We start from the raw sequence: 17618 nt of genomic DNA, 5'->3' as shown, positions 1-17618 counted from the left end.
GGGCGCGCACGGCCAGCACCAGGGCGGCCAGCCAGCCGGCGGCCAGGAGCGCGTACACGGCGGGGCGGGCGGGGCCGCCCAGTTCGGCGGAGCGGAGCAGGGTGCGGGCGTTGGTCAGCACGATCACCCCGCCGACCGCGGCGCCGAGCAGTTGGGCGGGCACGATACGCACCAGCCAGGCGGCCAGCGGGGCGGCGATGAGCCCGCCGATGAGCAGCGCGGCGACGGTGGGCAGCAGGAACCCCTCCGAGCCCAACCCGATCAGGAAGCCGATGCTGGCCGCGCCGGCCACGACGAACTCGGCGGTGTCCACCGAGCCGATCACCTTGCGGGGTTCCATCCGGCCGGAGACCAGCAGCGCCGGGGTGGCCACCGGGCCCCACCCGCCGCCGCCGGTCGCGTCGACGAAACCGGCGACCAGGCCCAGGGGGCCGAGGAAACGACCGCGGAGCCGTCCGCCGACCCGGTCGGTGCGCAGCGGGCGGGCGAAGCGGACCAGAAGGTACGCGCCGAGCGTGAAGAGGATGCCGGCCATCCACGGCGCGGCGGCCTCGGTGGAGATCGAGCTGAGCACTGTGGCGCCGGCGAAGGCGCCGATCGCGCCGGGCAGCGCGATGCGGGTCACGACCCGCCAGTCGACGTTGCCGAACCGCCAGTGCGCGACGCCGGCGGCGAGCGTGGTGCCGATCTCGGCCAGGTGCACCGAGGCCGAGGCGGCGGCCGGGGCGACCCCGGCGACCAGCAGCAGCGTGGAGGAGGTCAAGCCGTACGCCATGCCGAGCGAACCATCGATCAGTTGCGCGACGAGCCCGACCAGAGCAAGGACCAACAGCTTGCGCACGAGCGCCCCCTGACTTTTCGGCATCTCCTATCGACTTGGTCGACAATGCGGGATGGGGCAGCCAGGGTCAAGCCCCCGATCGGTGGATGGGACGCGCCGGGTCAGCGCCCGGGTGACGCCGATCCGGGTGGTGGGCCGGCGATCAGATCCAGGCGCGCGGGTCGGCGGCCAGCTCGGTGACCCGCGCGGGTAGCGCGCCCGCTGCCACGTCGGCGACGCTCACCAGTTCCAGGATCTCCCGCTCGCTCGCCCGCAGCGCGATCCAGACCTCCTGGAGGGCGCGGGCCGGGCCGTGGTAGCCGAGCTGCTCGGGGCGCTGCCCGCGGACGTGGGCGAGGGGGCCGTCGATCACCCGGATCACCTCGGCGAGGGAGATCTCCTCGGCGGGGCGGGCCAGCCAGTAGCCGCCCTCCGGGCCGCGCTGGGCGTGCACGATGCCGCCCCGGCGCAGCTGCAGCAGGATGCTCTCCAGGAACTTCGGCGGAATCTCCTGGGCACGGGCGATCTGGTCGGCCGTGACCGGTCGGCCGCGCCCGGGACCGCTGGCCGTCGCGGCAAGCTCGGCGGCCGCGCGGAGGGCATAGTCGACCCGGGCGGAGAGGCGCATGCCGGCAAGGTTAGTCCCTGGTCAACCGGGCAGGCGGGCGACCCTCGGCCGATCGGCCACGCATCGATCAAAAGTGCCGCCGCCGGCACCCGACGCGCGCCGCCGGAACTGACCGGTGCGGCCCGTCATGATCCACCGCGCGGTGGCGGCCGAAATGCCGGCCCGGAGCGTCCCTATGCTGGGCGTGAAGACGAATGTCCGGCCCTTTACCCGGCCGCCAGCAACATATTGATAAACACCCGGGTCCGCTCGGGGGGAAGGCAACACGATGACCGATATCGCGACCCGCACCTGGGATGGCATGACCATCCCGGTCGCCGGCACCTATCTTCTCGATCAGGCGCACAAGCGGATCGGTTTCCTGTCCCGGCACATGATGGTCAGCCCGGTACGCGGCGAGTTCGCCGAGGCCACTGCGCAGATCACCGTCGCCGAGGACCCGCTGCTCTCCTCGGTGACGGCCACCATCATGTCGGCGAGCATCACCACCGGGAGCGTCGATCGGGACACGCATCTGAAGAGTGCCGATTTCCTCGACGTGGAGCGCTTTCCCACCCTCGAATATCGAAGCACCGGTATCACATGGCAGGGCAACGAGGACCCCATATTCCAGTGGGCGCGCCTGCGCAACCACCGGCTGGGCGGACGAGGCCGGAGTCACATTGTTCCGCCGCAGTCCGACGGTATTCCCGGACGATTCGTCCTCACCGGTGAGCTGACCGTGAAGGGAATCACCCGGGCCGTCGACCTGGAGGTGAATTTCGGCGGCGCTCGTCGTGATCCGTACGGGCAGAACATCTTCGGATTCAGCGCGACGGCGAGCATCAACCGCGAGGACTACGGCCTGCTCTGGAACGTCGTCCTGGAGAGCGGCGGGGTGCTGGTCGGCAAGACGGTGCAGATCGAGATCGCCGGAGAGGCCATCTACCAGGCCTGACCCGCCGCATCCCCGCCAGGAGCCTGGCGGGGATGGGTGGACGCGTCAGGCGCCGACGCGGCGCAGCAGACCCTCCTGGACGGCGCTGGCGATCTGCCGGCCGTCAGTGGTGAACATCCGGCCGGTGGCCAGCCCGCGCGCGCCGGACGCGGACGGGCTCAAACAGTCGTAGAGGAACCACTCGTCGGCCCGGAACGGCCGGTGGAACCACAGCGCGTGGTCCAGGCTCGCGCCGACCAACCCGCCCGGCCCCCACACCTCGCCGTGCGCGGAGAGCACCGAGTCCAGCAGGGTGAGGTCCGAGGCGTAGGTGAGCGCGCAGGCGTGCAGCAGCGGGTCGTCGGGCAGTTTGCCGTCGATGCGCATCCAGACGCGCTGGTGCGGGTCGGCGGGCCGGTCGCCGGGGCGGACCCAGCCGGGCTCACCCACGTAACGCACGTCGATCGGACGCGGGATCTGACCCCAGATGCCCAGCCGCTCCGGGTAGCGGGAGAGCCGGTCGCTCATCGTCGGCACGTCCTGCGGCATCGGGACGTCCAGCGGGGCCGTGACCTGGTGGTCCAGGCCCTCCTCGGCCCGCTGGAACGACGCCGACATGAAGAAGATCGGCTTGTCGTGCTGCAGGGCGACGGCCCGGCGGACCGAGAAGGACCGCCCGTCGCGGATGTTCTCCACCTGGTACTCGATCGGCTCGACCGGGTCGCCGGGGCGGACGAAGTAGCCGTGCAGCGAGTGCACGAACCGCTCCGGGTCGACGGTGCGGCCGGCGGCGACCAGGGCCTGGCCGGCAACCTGGCCGCCGTACACCCGTTGTGGGCCGACCGGGGGGCTCATCCCCCGGAAGGTCATCTCCCCGGTCGGATCGAGGTCCAGCACCTCCAGCAGCTGGTCCACCGCCGCCTGGCCGACCGCGACCCGACCGTCGCTCACTGCAGCGCCCGCGCCGACGCGGCGTCGACCAGCGAGCCGAGCTGGTGTACGCGCAGCGTGTTGGTCGAGCCGGGGGTGCCGGGAGGGCTACCCGCCACGATCACCACGTAGTCGCCGGGGTTGGCCCGGTCGAGGCCGAGCAGCGCCTGGTCGACCTGGCGGAACATGTCGTCGGTGTGCTGCACGAACGGCATCAGGAAGGTCTCCACGCCCCAGGTGAGGGCGAGCTGGTCGCGCACCTCGGGGACCGGCGTGAAGGCCAGCAGCGGCAGGTCGCAGTGCAGCCGGGACAGCCGGCGCACGGTGTCACCGGTCTGCGAGAAGGCGACGAGCGCCTTGGCGTTGATGGCCCGGGCGATCGACGAGGCGGCGACGGTGAGGGCGCCACCGTGGGTACGCGGGTCGTGCTGCAACCGCGGCACCCCGATCGAACCGGCCTCGGTGGTCGTCACGATCTTGGCCATGGTGCTGACGGTGAGCACCGGGTACTTGCCGACGCTGGTCTCGCCGGAGAGCATCACCGCGTCCGCGCCGTCGAGCACCGCGTTGGCGACGTCGGACGCCTCCGCCCGGGTGGGGCGGGAGTTCTCGATCATCGAGTCGAGCATCTGGGTGGCCACGATGACGGGCTTGGCGTTCTCCCGGCACAGCTGCACGGCGCGCTTCTGCACCAGCGGGACCTCGTCCAGCGGCATCTCGACACCGAGGTCACCACGGGCGACCATGACGCCGTCGAAGGCCAGCACGATGGCCTCCAGGTGCTCCACCGCCTCCGGCTTCTCGACCTTGGCCAGCACCGGCCGGAACACGCCCTCCTCGGCCATGATGCCGTGCACGAGCTTGATGTCCTCGGCGGAGCGGACGAAGGAGAGCGCCACCAGGTCGACACCGAGACCCAGGGAGAAGCGCAGGTCCTCGGCGTCCTTCTCCGACATGGCGGGCACGCTGACCGCCACGTTGGGCAGCGACACGCCCTTGTTGTTGGAGACCGGGCCGCCCTCGGTGACGAGGCAGCGGATGTCGTTGCCGGTGACGTCGGTGACCTCGACGGCGACCCGACCGTCGTCGATCAGCAGCCGGTCACCGGGCTTCACCTCCTGCGGCAGCTTGCGGTAGGTGCAGGAGACCCGCTCCTTGGTGCCGATGATGTCGTCGCCGGTGATGACGACCGAGTCACCGGTGCGCCACTCGTGCGGGCCGTCGGCGAACCGACCGAGCCGGATCTTGGGGCCCTGCAGGTCGGCGAGGACGGCGACCGGCTTACCCGCTGCCTCCGACGCCTCCCGGACCAGTCGATAGACCGCCTCGTGGTCGGCGTGGCTGCCGTGACTGAAGTTCAGCCTCGCCACGTTCATGCCGGCCTCGACGAGACCCCGGATGCGCTCCGGGGACGAGGTGGCGGGACCAAGAGTGCAGACGATCTTCGCGCGGCGTGTCACGCCCATCAGGCTAGTCTCTCCTTCAGGTCGGACTCGGGTCCGACCCCTTGCAGGCAGCGGAACATGTGTCCAACGACGCGCGGCGCGCGTCGGGCCGGCGGGCGGAACCGCACCGGGAACGTTGTGGCGACGGGCATCAGCGACCGCGCGCCGGGAATCGTACGCCTCCGGTGGCGTGCGCTGTCGGGGTGCTCCCGGCGGCGGCTCACTCCGGACGCCCCGACGGCGGCAGGCGGCGGCTCATTCCGGGTGCACCGAGAGCGGCAGGCGGCGGCTCATTCCGGGTGCACCGAGGGCGGCAGGGTCGGCACCGCGTGCAGCAGGTCACGGGGGTCGTAGCGGCGCTTGGCGTGGCGCAGCCGCGCCCAGTTCGCGCCGTAGGCGAGCCGGACCCGGTCGGTCTCCTGCGGGGCGAGCAGGTTGGGGTAACCACCGGGCAGGGCCTGCGGGGCGAGCGCCGCGGAGGTCCGCTCGGCCCACTCCTGGTGCGGGCCGGCCGGCTCGCACGGCGCCCACACCGCGATGATCTCGGTCATCAGGTGGTCGGCACGCAGTCCGAACGCTGTGTCGGCGGGTCGGACCCGGGTGGCCGCGCCGTGGAAGTGGTGCACTGCCAGCGCGGAGAATGGCGAGGTGACCTGCCGGGCCGCGTCGACGAGCGTGCCCACGGTGCTGTCGGTGAGCGCGGGCAGCCATCGGGTCCGCAGCAGGTAGTGGTTGCCGTCGACCATTCCGCCGTCGAACATCCGCAGCGCGTCCGCGTACGGCATCGGGCCGATCTGGTCGACCAGCGGGGTGCCCAGCGCGCGCAGCCGGTCCATCCACGGCAGCCCGGCGTCCAGGTCCGGGCCGCTGTAGAACGGGCAGACGAAGATCACCGGCTCGCCGGCCGGGCCGGGCAGGAAGCCGGCCATCACTGTCAGTTCGTCCGGCGCCTCGGCGACCAGCGCGCCATAGCCGCGCAGGACGGCCGGGGCCTCGGACAGCGCGAACATGATCATGCCGGCCAGCACCCCGCGCAGCCGGTGCGCGCGGAACCGCAGCTCGGTGACGATGCCGAGGTTCCCGCCGCCGCCGCGCAGCGCCCAGTACAGCTCGGCGTCGTGGCGCGGGTCGGCGGTGACCCGGCGGCCGTCGGCGAGAACCACCTGCGCGCCGAGCAGACTGTCCAGGGACAGACCGAACCGACCACACAGCGGGCCGTACCCGCCGGCGAGGGTGAGCCCGGCCATCCCCACGGCGTCGACCACGCCGGTCGGCACCACCAGGTCGTACGGGCGGGCGGCGGCGAGCAGCTCGGCCGCCGTGGCGCCGCCGCCGATGGTCACCGTGGGCGCGTCCGGGTCGACCCGGACGGCGCGCAGCCCGGTCAGGTCGAGCACCAGGGCACCGTCGCGCAGGGCCCGGCCGGCCCAGTCGTGCCCGCCGGAGCGGACCGAGACGGGCAGGTGGCAGCGGGCGGCGACGCGGACCGCCTCGGCCACCTCGTCGGCCTCCTGGCAGTGGGCGACCAGCGCGGGCGTCCGCGCCACCGCACCGTTCCAGAGTTGGGTGGTGGCGGCGTAACCGGGATCGCCCGGCTCGTGCAGCTGGTCGCCGAGCAGGGCACGTAGTCGGGCGGCGGCGGATGCGACATCACCGGTGGCGGCGGAGGTCATGGCGACTCCTCGACCGGGGCCGACCCACGACACCGGGTACGCCCCGGCGGCGGCCCGCGCAGGGCGCGACCGTAGCACCGGCAGGCGGGCGAGCGCCGTCGCCATCACGACAGCCACCGATGGACGGCTGCTCAGCTCCCCGCTTTGACCAGCGGAAACTCCAGGGAACCCGCCGGGCAGAGGAAGGTCAGCACTTCCACCCGGTAGAGCCCGGCCTGCACCGCGGGGTCGGCCTCCAGCACGCTGCGGACGTCGTCGACGCTGCCGGTGCGGGCCAGCCCGAACCCGATCGGCGGATCCGGCTCGCGGGCCGGCCCGTCCACTGAGCCGGCGACCAGGATGATGCCGCGTCGCTGCAACGCCTGCATGTGCTCGGTGTGCTCGGCCTGCAACCGCTGCACCGTCTCGGCGGGCAGGGCCCGCCCGGCCGCGCCGGGATAGATCACGATGCACTCGTACGTGTCGAGCGCGAAGTTGACCTGCGGCACTCCCATGGGTGCTCCCTCCGCCGTCGCGCCGGAAACGCACCGGCTCCGGCCAGCGTCGCACGGACACCCCGGTCGTACCGGGTGCTTCCCGGCAACTCGGCTCGGCGCGCCCACGGCGTGTCCGCGCCCACACTCGACCGACCGGCGGCATGGCAGCGGAGTTCCGGGGGATGATCCATCGGTGGCGGGTGGGCTCTTCACGCCCGCGCTGTCCACGCCCGCCACGACGAGACGATTGGGGATCGGGCAATGGCAACAAATATCAGTGAGCAACCCGCGAAGGCGTCCGGCACGTACCGGATCGGTGGCGACGTCACCGTCAACCGGCTCGGCTACGGGGCCATGCAGATCACCGGTCCGGGTGTCTGGGGTGACCCGAAGGACCCGGCCGAGGCGGTCCGGGTGCTGCGCCGGGCGATCGAGCTGGGCGTGACGTTCATCGACACCGCCGACTCGTACGGGCCGTTCGTCTCGGAGCTGCTGATCCGGGAGGCCCTGCACCCGTACGCCGATGACCTGGTCATCGCGACGAAGGCCGGGTTGAGCCGCTCCGGCCCCGGCGACTGGCGGGCGCTGGGCCGCCCCGAGTACCTGCGCCAGCAGTGCGAGCTGAGCCTGCGCCACCTCGGCCTGGACAGCATCCCGCTGTACCAGCTGCACCGGATCGACCCGAAGGTGCCGCTCGCCGATCAGCTCGGTGAGCTGGCCCTGCTGCGGGAGGAAGGCAAGATCCAGCACATCGGGCTGTCCGAGGTGAGCGTCGCGCAGATCGAGGAGTCCCGCGCGATCACCGACATCGTGTCGGTGCAGAACCTGTACAACCTGGCCAACCGCAGCGCCGAGGACGTGCTGGAGTACTGCGAGCGCAACGACCTCGCGTTCATCCCGTGGTTCCCGATCGCCACCGGTGAGCTGGCCCGCCCGGGCGGCCCACTGGACGCCATCTCCACCGCGCACGGCGCGTCGCCCGCCCAGCTCGCGCTGGCCTGGCTGCTGCGCCGCTCACCGGTGATGCTGCCGATCCCCGGTACGTCCTCGGTGGCGCACCTGGAGGAGAACGTGGGCGCCGCCGACGTGCGGCTCACCGACGACGAGTTCGAGGCGCTCGCCAAGGCGAGCTGACCGCTCCCCGGACGCCGCCGAACCAGTCGACCCGGACGCCGTCGACTCAGTCGGCGGCGTCCGTACCGGGCTCCCGGGCCGCCCGCAGCGCCTCGGTCGCCTGGGCCAGCAGGCGCGCCGAGTCGGTGCGCCCGCTCACCTGCAACTCCACCTCGGTGTCGCCGGACTGGATCCGGATGCTGGCCTCGGTGCGCTGCTGGTCCACCCAGGACTGCAGCAGGTTGAACAGACCCGGCAGCAGGCCCTGGGCCAGCACCGCGATGATCACCGCGTCGCTGAAGCCCGGCCGGCCCCCGCCGCCGCCGGCCTGGCGGACCACCGGCCGGTACTCCGGCCGGCGGTGGATCCAGGTCAGCAGGTCGACCGACGGCTGCTGTCGCTGCCGGGGGTTGATGGTCAGCCGTACGGGCAGCCGGGCGGCAGTGTTGCTGTCGGTCACGGACTCTCCCGGTCAGTTGGTGGCGGGGCGGAAGGTGACACCCTCCCCGTCGGCGGTGACGACACCGGTGACGGAGAACGGGTCGTCGTCGGTGAACGGTGAGTCGCCCCCGAAGTAGGTGTTGGTCCCGCTGACCTGCACCTGACCCCGGGTCTCGCTCGGGGTGGTGACCTCGGCGCTGGCCGGGCCGGTCAACTCGATGGCGAGCTTCGGGTACTCCAGGATCTTCCAGGTGACCTTCTGCGCGGACCCGCCGTAGTAGCGGAACGGGCAGCCCGGTGGCGCGGGGACCGTCTGCTTGGCGCACTCGTCCAACCAGGCGCGCACCCGGGCGTCGACGGCCTCGACCGCCGCCGGCTTGAGCACCGGGGCCAGTTGCAGGGTGGCCGTGTCCTGCCCCGGACCGACCGCCAAGGTCTCGGTGGGCGTCTCGCTGAGCGCGCTGGACGGCCCGGTCGCGGTGTAGCCGCCGGGCAGCAGCGCCAGCGCCGGACCGTCGGTGCCGCCGGGCAGCTCGACGCCGTTGAGTCGTACCCCGGGGCCGCCGATCGCGACACCGAGCGAGGTCAGGCCTCCGCTCACCCGCCAGCCGTGGAACATTCCGGCAGTGGTTTGCTCGTCGCGACGCAGGCCGAGTGTCGCGGTCTGCCGCTCACCGCCCAGCCGGTACGTCACGGTGGCCGTGGCGGTGTCGTCGTCACGCTCCAGCGAACTGATCTCGACGTCGGTCGGTGGTTGGTAGCCCTCGCCGCGCAGCAGTTGGGCGAGCAGCTCGCGGTCGGGGGCGCTGCTCCCGTCGGCCAGGAGGTCGAGTGCGGCGTCGCTGTCCCGGTCGGCGAGCGCGGCGAAGTAGCCGTCGACAGTCGCCTGGGGGCGGAAGAACGCCCACTGCACCACCCCGAGCCCGCCGGTGCCGGCGCAGGCCACCAGCACGAGGACGCCGACCAGCAGCCAGGTGCGGCGCGTGCCGACCGCGCCGGTGTGCCCGAACAGCCGCTCGACGGTGACGTCCGCGGCGGCGTCCGCACCGGCGGACGCGCCGGCCACCGAGGCCCGTTCCAGCGCGTCGAGCCGGAGTTCGTGCGGCGGGTGGGTGGCGCAGACCGCCTCGTCCCAACCGCTGCGGCCGGACTCGAAGGACAGCCGGCGCTCCAGGATGCGCCGCATCCCGTCGACGTGCCCGGTGAGCACGGCGCCGAGGTCGGCCCGGTACTCCGCGGCCCGGACGTCGCGGGCGTGCAGCGGCAGCACCACGTACCGCATGATGAGCAGCACCGGCCAGAAGAACAGGAAGACCACGAAGTTGGTGGCCGGGTGCGGGAACGTCCGCATCAGCCAGGTCGGCAGGGCGTGCGCGAGGGTGAGCGGCAGACCGACACCACGGACGAAGGCGCTGGTGATCTCGTCCCCGGTACGCCAGTGCACCAACTCGTGACTGAACAGCGCGGCGATCTCGTCGTCCGGTTCGGTCAGCACGGCGGTGGTGACCACCACGTGCCGGGCGTAGGTGCGGGCGTTGCTCAGGACCGGGTCGTCCTCCATCAGCAACCGTGGCACGCTGGGCAGGCCGAGTCGTCGGGCACAGTCGTCCAGCACGGGCCGCAGCCGCGCCGCCTCGCGGCGGCTGGGCTGGCGGGCACCGGAGACGACCAGTAGTCGCGGTTCCAGCAGCACGCGGTAGAGCGTGTAGAGGACCCCGATCAGCGCCGCCGCGGCGACGGTGCCGAGCAGGCCGGCGATCACGGGGAGCGGTCCTTCGGCACCGACCCAGGGCAGCACCAGCACGGAGATGAAGCCGCCCACGAAACCGACGGCGAAGCCGACGACGCCGCCGAGCACTCCGGCGGAGCGGCTCATGAACGTTTCCAGCAGGGAGCCGATCAGCGGCGCGTCGCGCAGCACCTGCGGCACCTGGTCGTCAGCCCCGATGCCGCCGGCGAAGAGGCCGACGACGCCGAGGCTGAGGCCGCCCCAGAACGCCAGCAGCAGCCCGATCGGCAGGTAGAACCAGGTGGCGGCGAAGGCGCCCAGCACACCGCGCCAGTCCCGCAGGATCCCGGCCCGCAACCAGACCAGCGCGCTGGGATAACCCGGTGGCCGGTCGGCGAACCCGCCGACCGACGACGGCGGGTCGGCCGCTGGCGGCTCGGCGGCCCGGACGTCGAGCTGCGGCACTGTCGGCGGGGTGTTCTCCGGCGGCACGGTGTGCGGCTCGGTCATGCGCGCTGCTCCTTCGGGAGGGTCACCCGTCCTCCGTCGCCAGTGGACAGTCGCAGCAGGTTATCGGGAACATCTGATGTCTGCCACACCCTTTTCCGGGAACGTCGGGCAACCGACACTTACCGATCCGCGTCCGTGTGCGGGTGGTCCCGGCGGGACCACCCGCACGGGCGGGTCAGAGCGCCAGGCAGTTGGGGCGCACCGGGCCGTCGACCAGGGCGCCACGCACGATGGTGTACGCCGTGCCGTCGAGCACCAGGCCGAGGTGCCCCACCACCCGCAGCGGGCAGTACGCCTGGATCAGCACGTTCGTCGCACCGTCGTTGACGGCGGCGTTGCCGGTCGGCCGGACCAGCTCGTCCTGCAGGGTGCGGATGGTGGTGTAGCGCACCGCGCCCGGGGTGTCGTCGCCGGCGTTGAGGTCGGCGAGGAACGCCGAGCCGATGGTCATCTGCTGACAGGCCACCACTCCGGCGCAGGTGCCCAGCCCCAGGAACGCCACGATGTTGGCGACGTACGTGCCGTACTGGGGTGTGCCCAGGCTGACGTACCGGCCGACGGCGGCGGTGCCACCGAGCCGCTTGAGGTAGTACCGGCTGACCAGGCCCCCTTCGGAGTGGGCGACGAGGTCGACGGTCGCCGCGCCGGTGCTGGCGCGTACCTGGTTGACGTAGGTGGCGAACGCGCGGGCCGAGGTGGGGATGTCACCGAGGCCCAGTCCGGGAAGTTGGTAGATGAAGGTGCGGTAGCCGTCGGCGCGCAGCCGGGCGGCGATCGGCTCGTACGCGACGGCGACGCCGCTGAGCCCGCCGACCACGATGACGGGGTTGGCCGCCACGGCGGCGGCGAAGGGGGTGGGGGCCGGGTCGGCGGGCGCCGCGGTCGCCGTGGCGGTGGACGCGAGCAGCGCGGCGGTGGCGAGGGCCAGCACGAGGGCGGTCTTTCGGAGCAGCATCGCTGCACCTCCGGGGGGAGGCGCCCGGCGAACCGGGCAGGTGGGTGGGGGTGTCCGGTCGACCGTGCGACGATGATGCCCGCAACAATTTGGAAACGTCAATGACTTGTTACGCGCCGGTAACCCGTTGTTCCGCCGGGGGTGTAAACGGTCATACCGCCACGCTCCATATCGGACCCCGGACGCTCACTGGCATGCTGTGGCCGTGGCTGTCGACGAACCCACCGAGCGCGAGCTGCGGGTGATGCCGTGGTGGCTGGTCCTGGTCGGCCTGCTGGCCGCCGTCGTCCTGGGCTGGCTGGTGCTGGACCTGCTGCTCACCGAGGCCGACCGGGCCAGCCAACCCGACACCCGTGCCACGCTGCGCATCGACGCGATCCGGACCGGCCTGACCGTCGTCGCCGGCACCGGCGGAGGGCTCGCGCTGCTGCTCGCCGCCCGCCGCCAGTGGATCACCGAACGCGCGCAGCGGCACCAGGAGAGCGTCGCCGCCCGCGACCAGGTGCACCGGGACCGGGTGCAGGCGCACGCCGAGGCGGTGGCCGAGGCCGCGCAGCGCCACCAGGATCGGCAGTCCGGGGCGGCCGAGCACGACGCGGCGGAACGTCGGCTGACCGAGCTCTACACCCGGGCGGTGGAGCTGCTCGGCAACGACAGCGCGGCGGTACGCCTCGGTGGCCTGCACGCGCTGGAGCGCCTCGGTCAGGACAATCCGGGGCAGCGCCCGACGATCGCGGCGGTGCTCTGCGCGTACCTGCGGATGCCGGCGCCAAACGGCGAGCCGCGCGAGACGGAGGTCCGGCGCAGCGCGCAGCGCGTGCTCACCCGGCACCTGCGCGCCGCCGACGACGACGCCTTCTGGCCGGAGTTGACGCTCGACCTGGCCGGCGCCGAGCTTGTCGACTTCGACGCCGCCGGCTGCACGCTCGTCGACGCGAACTTCACCGAGGCGGTGTTCACCGGCACGACCACCTTCGCCGCCGCGACGACGCGGGGCCGGCTGCTGCTCGGGGCGGCGACCTTCGACGACGTGCACTTCGACAACCTCGCGGCCGACGGCGAGGTGATGCTGGACGGCGTTCGCGTCAGCGGTCTGGCCACCTTCGACGGGGCCGCGTTCACCGACGGTCTGTCCTGCCGACGGTCCCGCTTCGCCGGCCCGACCTCATGTCGTCGGGTGACCTTCGGCCAACCGACCAGCTTCGACGCGACCCGCTTCGAGGACGCCACCTCGTTCCGGGAGGCCGTCTTCGACGGCGCGGTGTCGATGGAGCACACCGAGTTCGGCGGGGCGGCCGGCTTCCACTCGGTCCGCTTCACGAACATGGCGCTGTTCCGCTGGACGGTGTTCGGCGCGGAGGCGCTGTTCGACCGGGCGCACTTCCTCGACGCCGCGAACTTCGGCCGGGCCCGGTTCCACCGGATGGCCAGCTTCCGCGACACACGGTTCAGCCGGCCGCCGCAGGTCGAGCAGGCCCGGGCGGTGGCCGACCTCGGTCACCGCTGGCCGGCCGACACCACAGTGGAACGCCTCGACGACGAGTGGCTGCTGCTGGTCGACCGCTGACCGCCGGAGGCGTCGACGCGACCCGGCCGACCGGGGCGCGGCTGGCTCTCAGCGCGGGGCGGCCGGCGGGCGCAGGCCGTCCAGGGCCACGCCGAGCACCCGGTCGCGCTGCTCGGGCGACGGGAACTGGGCCATGGTGAGGCCACTGATCAGCCGCACCACGTCGTCGAAGCCGATGTCGTCACGAACCACGCCGGCGGCCTGCGCGCGACGCATCAGCGGCTCACCGGCGGAGAAGATCTCGGTGCGGCAGCTGGCGAAGATCTCCGAGTCGTGCAGCAACTGCTCGGCGAGCGCCCGCTTGGTGGCGACGTACGCGACGAAGCGGTGCAGCCAGGCGACGAGCGCGTCCCAGGGCGGCAGCTCGGCCAGGCCCTCGGCGGAGTGGCACAGCTCCCGGACCTCCTCGACGTAGACGGCCTCGAACAGGTGCCGGCGGGTCGGGAAGTTGCGGTAGAGCGTGCCGATGCCCACCCCGGCCCGGCGGGCCACGTCCTCCAGCGAGGCGGCGGCCCCGTTCTCGGCGAACGCCTCGCGCGCCGCCGTGATCAGGGCGTCGTAGTTGCGCCGCGCGTCGGCCCGCTTGGGCCGCTGGGCGAAGACCTCGGGCACCTGCCCCGCGCTGGTCATGACGTGCGTCACCTCACCCTGGTTGCATCCGGAGGCAACCCTCCACTAACTTAGTGGAGGCACCCCTCCGGAATCCCGGAGGCCTGCCTCCGGTTAGCTTACCTCGGGACCCGCCCGATCGCCGCCTGGCCACCCCGATCGCCCGGACCCCGACAAACGACCCGTCACAGACGACGGGCCACACGCCTCCATCCCGTACGTAATCAGGGAGTTATCTCTCGTGGCAGTGACCTCCCGACGCGGCTCGCGTCGGCTCACCTTCACCGTGCTCGCGGCCGGCGCCGGGTTCTTCGCGATGCTCCAATCGCTGATCACCCCCGTGCTGCCGACCATCCAGCAGGACCTGCACACCTCCCAGAACACAGTGACCTGGGTCCTGACCGCCTACCTGCTCAGCGCGTCGATCTTCACGCCGATCCTCGGACGCGTCGGCGACATGGTCGGCAAGGAGCGGATGCTGGTCGTCTCGCTCGCCGCCCTCGCCCTCGGCTGCCTACTGGCCGCCATCGCGCCGAACATCGGCGTGCTCATCATCGCCCGGGTCGTCCAGGGCATCGGCGGAGCTGTCTTCCCGCTGTCGTTCGGCATCATCCGCGACGAGTTCCCGGCCGCCCGGGTCTCCACCGCCGTGGCCGCCATCTCGGCGATCGTCGCCGTCGGCGGTGGCCTGGGCATCGTGCTCGCCGGCCCGATCGTCAGCACGCTGGACTACCGCTGGCTGTTCTGGATCCCGATGGTCGTGGTCGGGCTGACCGCCGTGGCCGCGCACCTGTTCGTGCCCGAGTCGCCGGTCCGCACCCCCGGACGCATCGACTGGCGCGCCACAGTGCTGCTCTCCGGCTGGCTGGTCGCGCTGCTGCTGCCGATCAGCCAGGGCGCGGCCTGGGGCTGGACCTCCGCCCGGGTGCTCGGCCTGCTGGCCCTCGCCGTGGTGTTGCTGGCCGGGTGGCTGGTCGCCGAGGTGCGCTCGGCCAACCCGCTCATCGACATGCGGATGATGCGCCTGCCCGGCGTCTGGACCACCAACCTGGTCGCTCTGCTCTACGGCGCGTCGATGTTCTCCGTGTACGCGTTCCTGCCCCAGTTCGTGCAGACCCCGACCGCCGCCGGCTACGGCTTCGGCGCCAGCATCAGCCAGGCCGGCCTGCTCATGCTGCCGATGCTCGTCGCGATGTTCGTCGCCGGCCTCGTCGCCGGCCGGCTCCAGGCCGTGTTCAGCGCCAAGGCGCAGCTCGCCACCGGCGCCGCGTTCAACGTGGTCGCCGCCGCGATGCTCGCCGCCGCACACGACACCCGCTGGGAGGTCGCCATCGCCGGTGGCCTGGTCGGCCTCGGCATCGGCCTGGCCTTCGCGTCGATGGCCAACCTGATCGTCGCCAGCGTGCCGGCCAGCCAGACCGGCGTGGCCACCGGCATGAACGCCAACATCCGCACCATCGGCGGGGCGATCGGCGCCGCCGTGGTCAGCGGCGTGATCACCGCCCACCCGCAGGCCAACGGCCTTCCCCGGGAGGCCGGCTTCACGATGGGGTTTCTGGTCCTCACCGCGATCGCCCTGGCCGCCGCGCTCGCGGCCCTCGCCGTCCCGTCCGCCCGGCGGGCGTCGGCCGGTCGCCGGCCGTCCGCCACGACGATCGTCGAGTCGGAGCTAGCCGGCGAGTTCGCCACCATGCCGGCGACCCGCTGACGGACCGTGGCGCAGCCCGGGCGGTTCGCCGCCCGGGCTGCGCCATGTCCCGGAGTACGCTGGCCGCTCCCCCGCCCACCGACCGTCGTCTTTCAGGATGCGCCCATGTCCGAGTTGCTGACCGCCGACCGCATCGAAGAGATCGCCGCCCTGGGCTCCGAGAGCCCGGACCCGGCCGCGCTCGTCGCCGAACTGGTGGGCGCCGTCGACGAGGGTCGGGTGGCGGACCCCGACGAGACCGGGTACGCCCTGCTGGTCGCCGCTGACATCCTGGAGCAGGCCGGTGACCTGGCCGACGCGCTCGCCCTGGCCACCCGTGCGGTCGCCGAACAGCCGGACGACAACGCGTACGCCCGAGCGGTGCGCGGCGGCCTGCTGCTGCGCCTCGGCCGCTCGGACGAGGGCCTGACCGAGCTGACCGCCCTGCGCCCGCTGCTGGAGACGGACCCCAAGTCCATGTACCTGATCGACGAGCTGGCCGAGTCCGGCCACGGCGAACTGGCACTGGAGTGGCTCACCGGGGCGCTGGACGCCATCCTGGAGCGGACCCGCACCCAGCAGCACGCGTCCGAGGACGCCCAGGACGAGGCCGCCGCCATGATCTACGGCCTGGCCCAGCAACGGCACGACCTGCGCGAAGAGGCGGGCCTACCGCACGACGAGTACGACAACCTCGCCGACCGGCTGCGCGCCGCGAGCACCCATGCGCTCGACGCCCTCGACGACGGACCAGCGACACTGCTGTTCTGGCCGCAGGCGGAGTTCACCGCGCTGCTGCTGCGCTGGCCCACCCTCGTCGACAGCTACCCCGCCACCTGGGACGAGCACCGCGCCCAGATCGAACGCGCCCTCGTGGACGCCTCCGGCATGGGCGGCGCCGACCTGGGCGTGGTCGTCGGCACCGTCGACGGACTGGCGGCGTTCGCCCAGACCGCCGGCAGCGACCCCACCAGCGAGGAAACCCTCGACGAGTACGCCGACAGCCTCGACGAGGCCGGCGTGACAGCCTGGCCGCCCGGCCGCAACGACACCTGCTGGTGCGGGTCCGGCAGCAAGTACAAGAAGTGCTGCCTGCCGCGCTCACGCGGCTGACCCTCCCCCGCCGCGTATGATCGACACCCCGCTCGACCGTCCGGGCTCGACGATGGAGGCGATGCCGTGACCACCCACGAGCAGCACGAAACGGTCGAGGACAGCCCGGTCGGCTGGGTCGCCAGCCACATCCGGCGCTACGTGCAGACCGACGGCGCGGACGGGGGCACCTTCCACGGCGTACCCTCGCTGCTGCTCACCACCCGCGGACGCCGATCGGGCACACTGCGCCGCACCGCCCTGATGTACGGGCGCGACGGTGACAACTACGTGCTGGTGGCGTCCAACGGCGGCGCGGCCAGACACCCCGCCTGGTACCTGAACCTGACCGCCGACCCGACAGTGGAGATCCAGGTCGGGGCGGAGCGGATCGCCGGGCGGGCCCGGACCGCGACCGGCGAGGAGCGCGTCCGGCTGTGGCCGGTGATGACGAAGGTCTTCCCGACGTACGCCCGCTACGCGAAGGAGACCGACCGCGAGATCCCGGTCATCGTCATCGACCGCATCGATTGATATCCGTAACTGCCGGGGCAGGCTAGGGTGACCGCAGGTAGGCACCCACTCCGGCAAGGAGGACCATCGTGCGCCGCATCATCACCGCCATCGCACTACTCGGGCTGACCCTCTCCCTCGCGCTCGCGCCAACCCCGGCGAGCGCGGCCAGCAGCGTCGAAGTCACCTCCGCGGCCCTTGTCGCACGCGGCGTCGCCGTGGACATCACCCTCACGGTGACCTGCCCAGCCGGCCTGTCCGGCGCCACCGAGCTGATCGTCCGGCAGCGGTCGGGCGACAGAGTCGCCTACGCGGGTGGCTGGGCACCCCTCAACAGCTGCACGGGCGAGCCGCAAGCAGTGACCGGGAGGGCGTGGGCGCAGCCCGACGGGCTGGTCCTGCACAAGGGCGTCGCGCTGATCAGCGGTGGTTTCGAACTCTGCAACCAGGACGTCTGCGACTACCCGACCTTCGAGCAGACGTTCCGCATCACCCGCTGAGCACGGTTGCGCTG

At 72.5% G+C, this 17618-nt stretch carries 17 protein-coding genes; 7 read left to right on the top strand and 10 right to left on the bottom strand.

Annotated features, from left to right (window positions below):
• A partial coding sequence (locus tag KBX26_RS20490) for a sulfite exporter TauE/SafE family protein (RefSeq protein WP_210866179.1) occupies positions 1-865 on the bottom strand: 865 nt, incomplete at its 3' end.
• Positions 866-983: 118 nt separating this feature from the next.
• A complete protein-coding gene (locus KBX26_RS20485) occupies positions 984-1448 on the bottom strand; it encodes an Rrf2 family transcriptional regulator (protein ID WP_030334362.1) in 465 nt (154 codons plus the stop codon).
• A gap of 268 nt (positions 1449-1716) precedes the next feature.
• Here KBX26_RS20485 and KBX26_RS20480 point away from each other — a divergent pair, with 268 nt between their 5' ends.
• The gene (locus KBX26_RS20480; protein ID WP_210862556.1) at positions 1717-2385 is read left to right on the top strand and encodes a YceI family protein; all 669 of its coding nucleotides are present in this window, start codon (positions 1717-1719) and stop codon (positions 2383-2385) included.
• Between the two features lie 45 nt (positions 2386-2430).
• Here KBX26_RS20480 and KBX26_RS20475 read toward each other — a convergent pair whose 3' ends face one another.
• The 4 genes from KBX26_RS20475 to KBX26_RS20460 form a co-directional block, all read right to left on the bottom strand.
• On the bottom strand, positions 2431-3315 hold the full coding sequence (locus KBX26_RS20475; RefSeq protein WP_030334365.1) for an acyl-CoA thioesterase II: 885 nt from the start codon (positions 3313-3315) through the stop codon (positions 2431-2433).
• A complete protein-coding gene (gene pyk, locus KBX26_RS20470) occupies positions 3312-4760 on the bottom strand; it encodes a pyruvate kinase (RefSeq protein WP_030334367.1) in 1449 nt (482 codons plus the stop codon). The genes KBX26_RS20475 and pyk overlap by 4 nt, the downstream gene beginning before the upstream one ends.
• A 269-nt stretch (positions 4761-5029) precedes the next feature.
• Positions 5030-6412, bottom strand: coding sequence for an FAD-binding oxidoreductase (locus KBX26_RS20465; protein WP_210866178.1), 1383 nt, complete (start codon positions 6410-6412; stop codon positions 5030-5032).
• 131 nt (positions 6413-6543) lie between these two features.
• Positions 6544-6906, bottom strand: a complete 363-nt coding sequence (locus KBX26_RS20460; RefSeq protein ID WP_030334370.1) for a YciI family protein — start codon at positions 6904-6906, stop codon at positions 6544-6546.
• 243 nt (positions 6907-7149) lie between these two features.
• Between KBX26_RS20460 and KBX26_RS20455 the strand changes: the two genes are divergently transcribed.
• The gene (locus KBX26_RS20455; protein WP_030334372.1) at positions 7150-8022 is read left to right on the top strand and encodes an aldo/keto reductase; all 873 of its coding nucleotides are present in this window, start codon (positions 7150-7152) and stop codon (positions 8020-8022) included.
• A 46-nt stretch (positions 8023-8068) separates the two neighbouring features.
• On the opposite strand, the gene KBX26_RS20450 is transcribed toward KBX26_RS20455, so the two are convergent.
• The 3 genes from KBX26_RS20450 to KBX26_RS20440 form a co-directional block, all read right to left on the bottom strand.
• Positions 8069-8461: a hypothetical protein gene (locus KBX26_RS20450; RefSeq protein WP_030334374.1), complete on the bottom strand. Its 393-nt coding sequence runs from the start codon at positions 8459-8461 to the stop codon at positions 8069-8071.
• A 12-nt stretch (positions 8462-8473) separates the two neighbouring features.
• Complete coding sequence (locus KBX26_RS20445) at positions 8474-10681, bottom strand: M48 family metalloprotease (RefSeq protein ID WP_210866177.1); 2208 nt, start codon at positions 10679-10681, stop codon at positions 8474-8476.
• A gap of 175 nt (positions 10682-10856) precedes the next feature.
• Positions 10857-11636, bottom strand: coding sequence for a triacylglycerol lipase (locus KBX26_RS20440; protein WP_210866176.1), 780 nt, complete (start codon positions 11634-11636; stop codon positions 10857-10859).
• 205 nt (positions 11637-11841) lie between these two features.
• On the opposite strand from KBX26_RS20440, the gene KBX26_RS33035 reads away from it, so the two are divergent.
• Positions 11842-13203, top strand: coding sequence for a pentapeptide repeat-containing protein (locus KBX26_RS33035; RefSeq protein WP_210866175.1), 1362 nt, complete (start codon positions 11842-11844; stop codon positions 13201-13203).
• A gap of 48 nt (positions 13204-13251) precedes the next feature.
• On the opposite strand, the gene KBX26_RS20430 is transcribed toward KBX26_RS33035, so the two are convergent.
• Complete coding sequence (locus KBX26_RS20430) at positions 13252-13833, bottom strand: TetR/AcrR family transcriptional regulator (protein WP_156057719.1); 582 nt, start codon at positions 13831-13833, stop codon at positions 13252-13254.
• 220 nt (positions 13834-14053) lie between these two features.
• On the opposite strand from KBX26_RS20430, the gene KBX26_RS20425 reads away from it, so the two are divergent.
• From KBX26_RS20425 to KBX26_RS20410, 4 genes are all read left to right on the top strand, one after another.
• Positions 14054-15520 carry an MFS transporter gene (locus KBX26_RS20425; protein WP_030334385.1) on the top strand — a complete coding sequence of 489 codons (1467 nt, stop codon included), beginning with the start codon at positions 14054-14056 and terminating at the stop codon, positions 15518-15520.
• A gap of 105 nt (positions 15521-15625) precedes the next feature.
• Positions 15626-16612, top strand: a complete 987-nt coding sequence (locus KBX26_RS20420; RefSeq protein ID WP_210866174.1) for an SEC-C domain-containing protein — start codon at positions 15626-15628, stop codon at positions 16610-16612.
• A 66-nt stretch (positions 16613-16678) separates the two neighbouring features.
• The gene (locus KBX26_RS20415; RefSeq protein WP_030334388.1) at positions 16679-17125 is read left to right on the top strand and encodes a nitroreductase family deazaflavin-dependent oxidoreductase; all 447 of its coding nucleotides are present in this window, start codon (positions 16679-16681) and stop codon (positions 17123-17125) included.
• A gap of 68 nt (positions 17126-17193) precedes the next feature.
• Complete coding sequence (locus KBX26_RS20410) at positions 17194-17604, top strand: hypothetical protein (protein WP_210866173.1); 411 nt, start codon at positions 17194-17196, stop codon at positions 17602-17604.
• Positions 17605-17618: the final 14 nt, after the last annotated feature.

Origin of the sequence: Micromonospora sp. C97 (assembly GCF_018070385.1) — a bacterium.
In the GTDB taxonomy this organism is placed as follows: domain Bacteria; phylum Actinomycetota; class Actinomycetes; order Mycobacteriales; family Micromonosporaceae; genus Micromonospora; species Micromonospora parva.
Note: the sequence above shows the minus strand (reverse complement) of the source record. Positions and strands in the feature narration are given on the sequence as shown.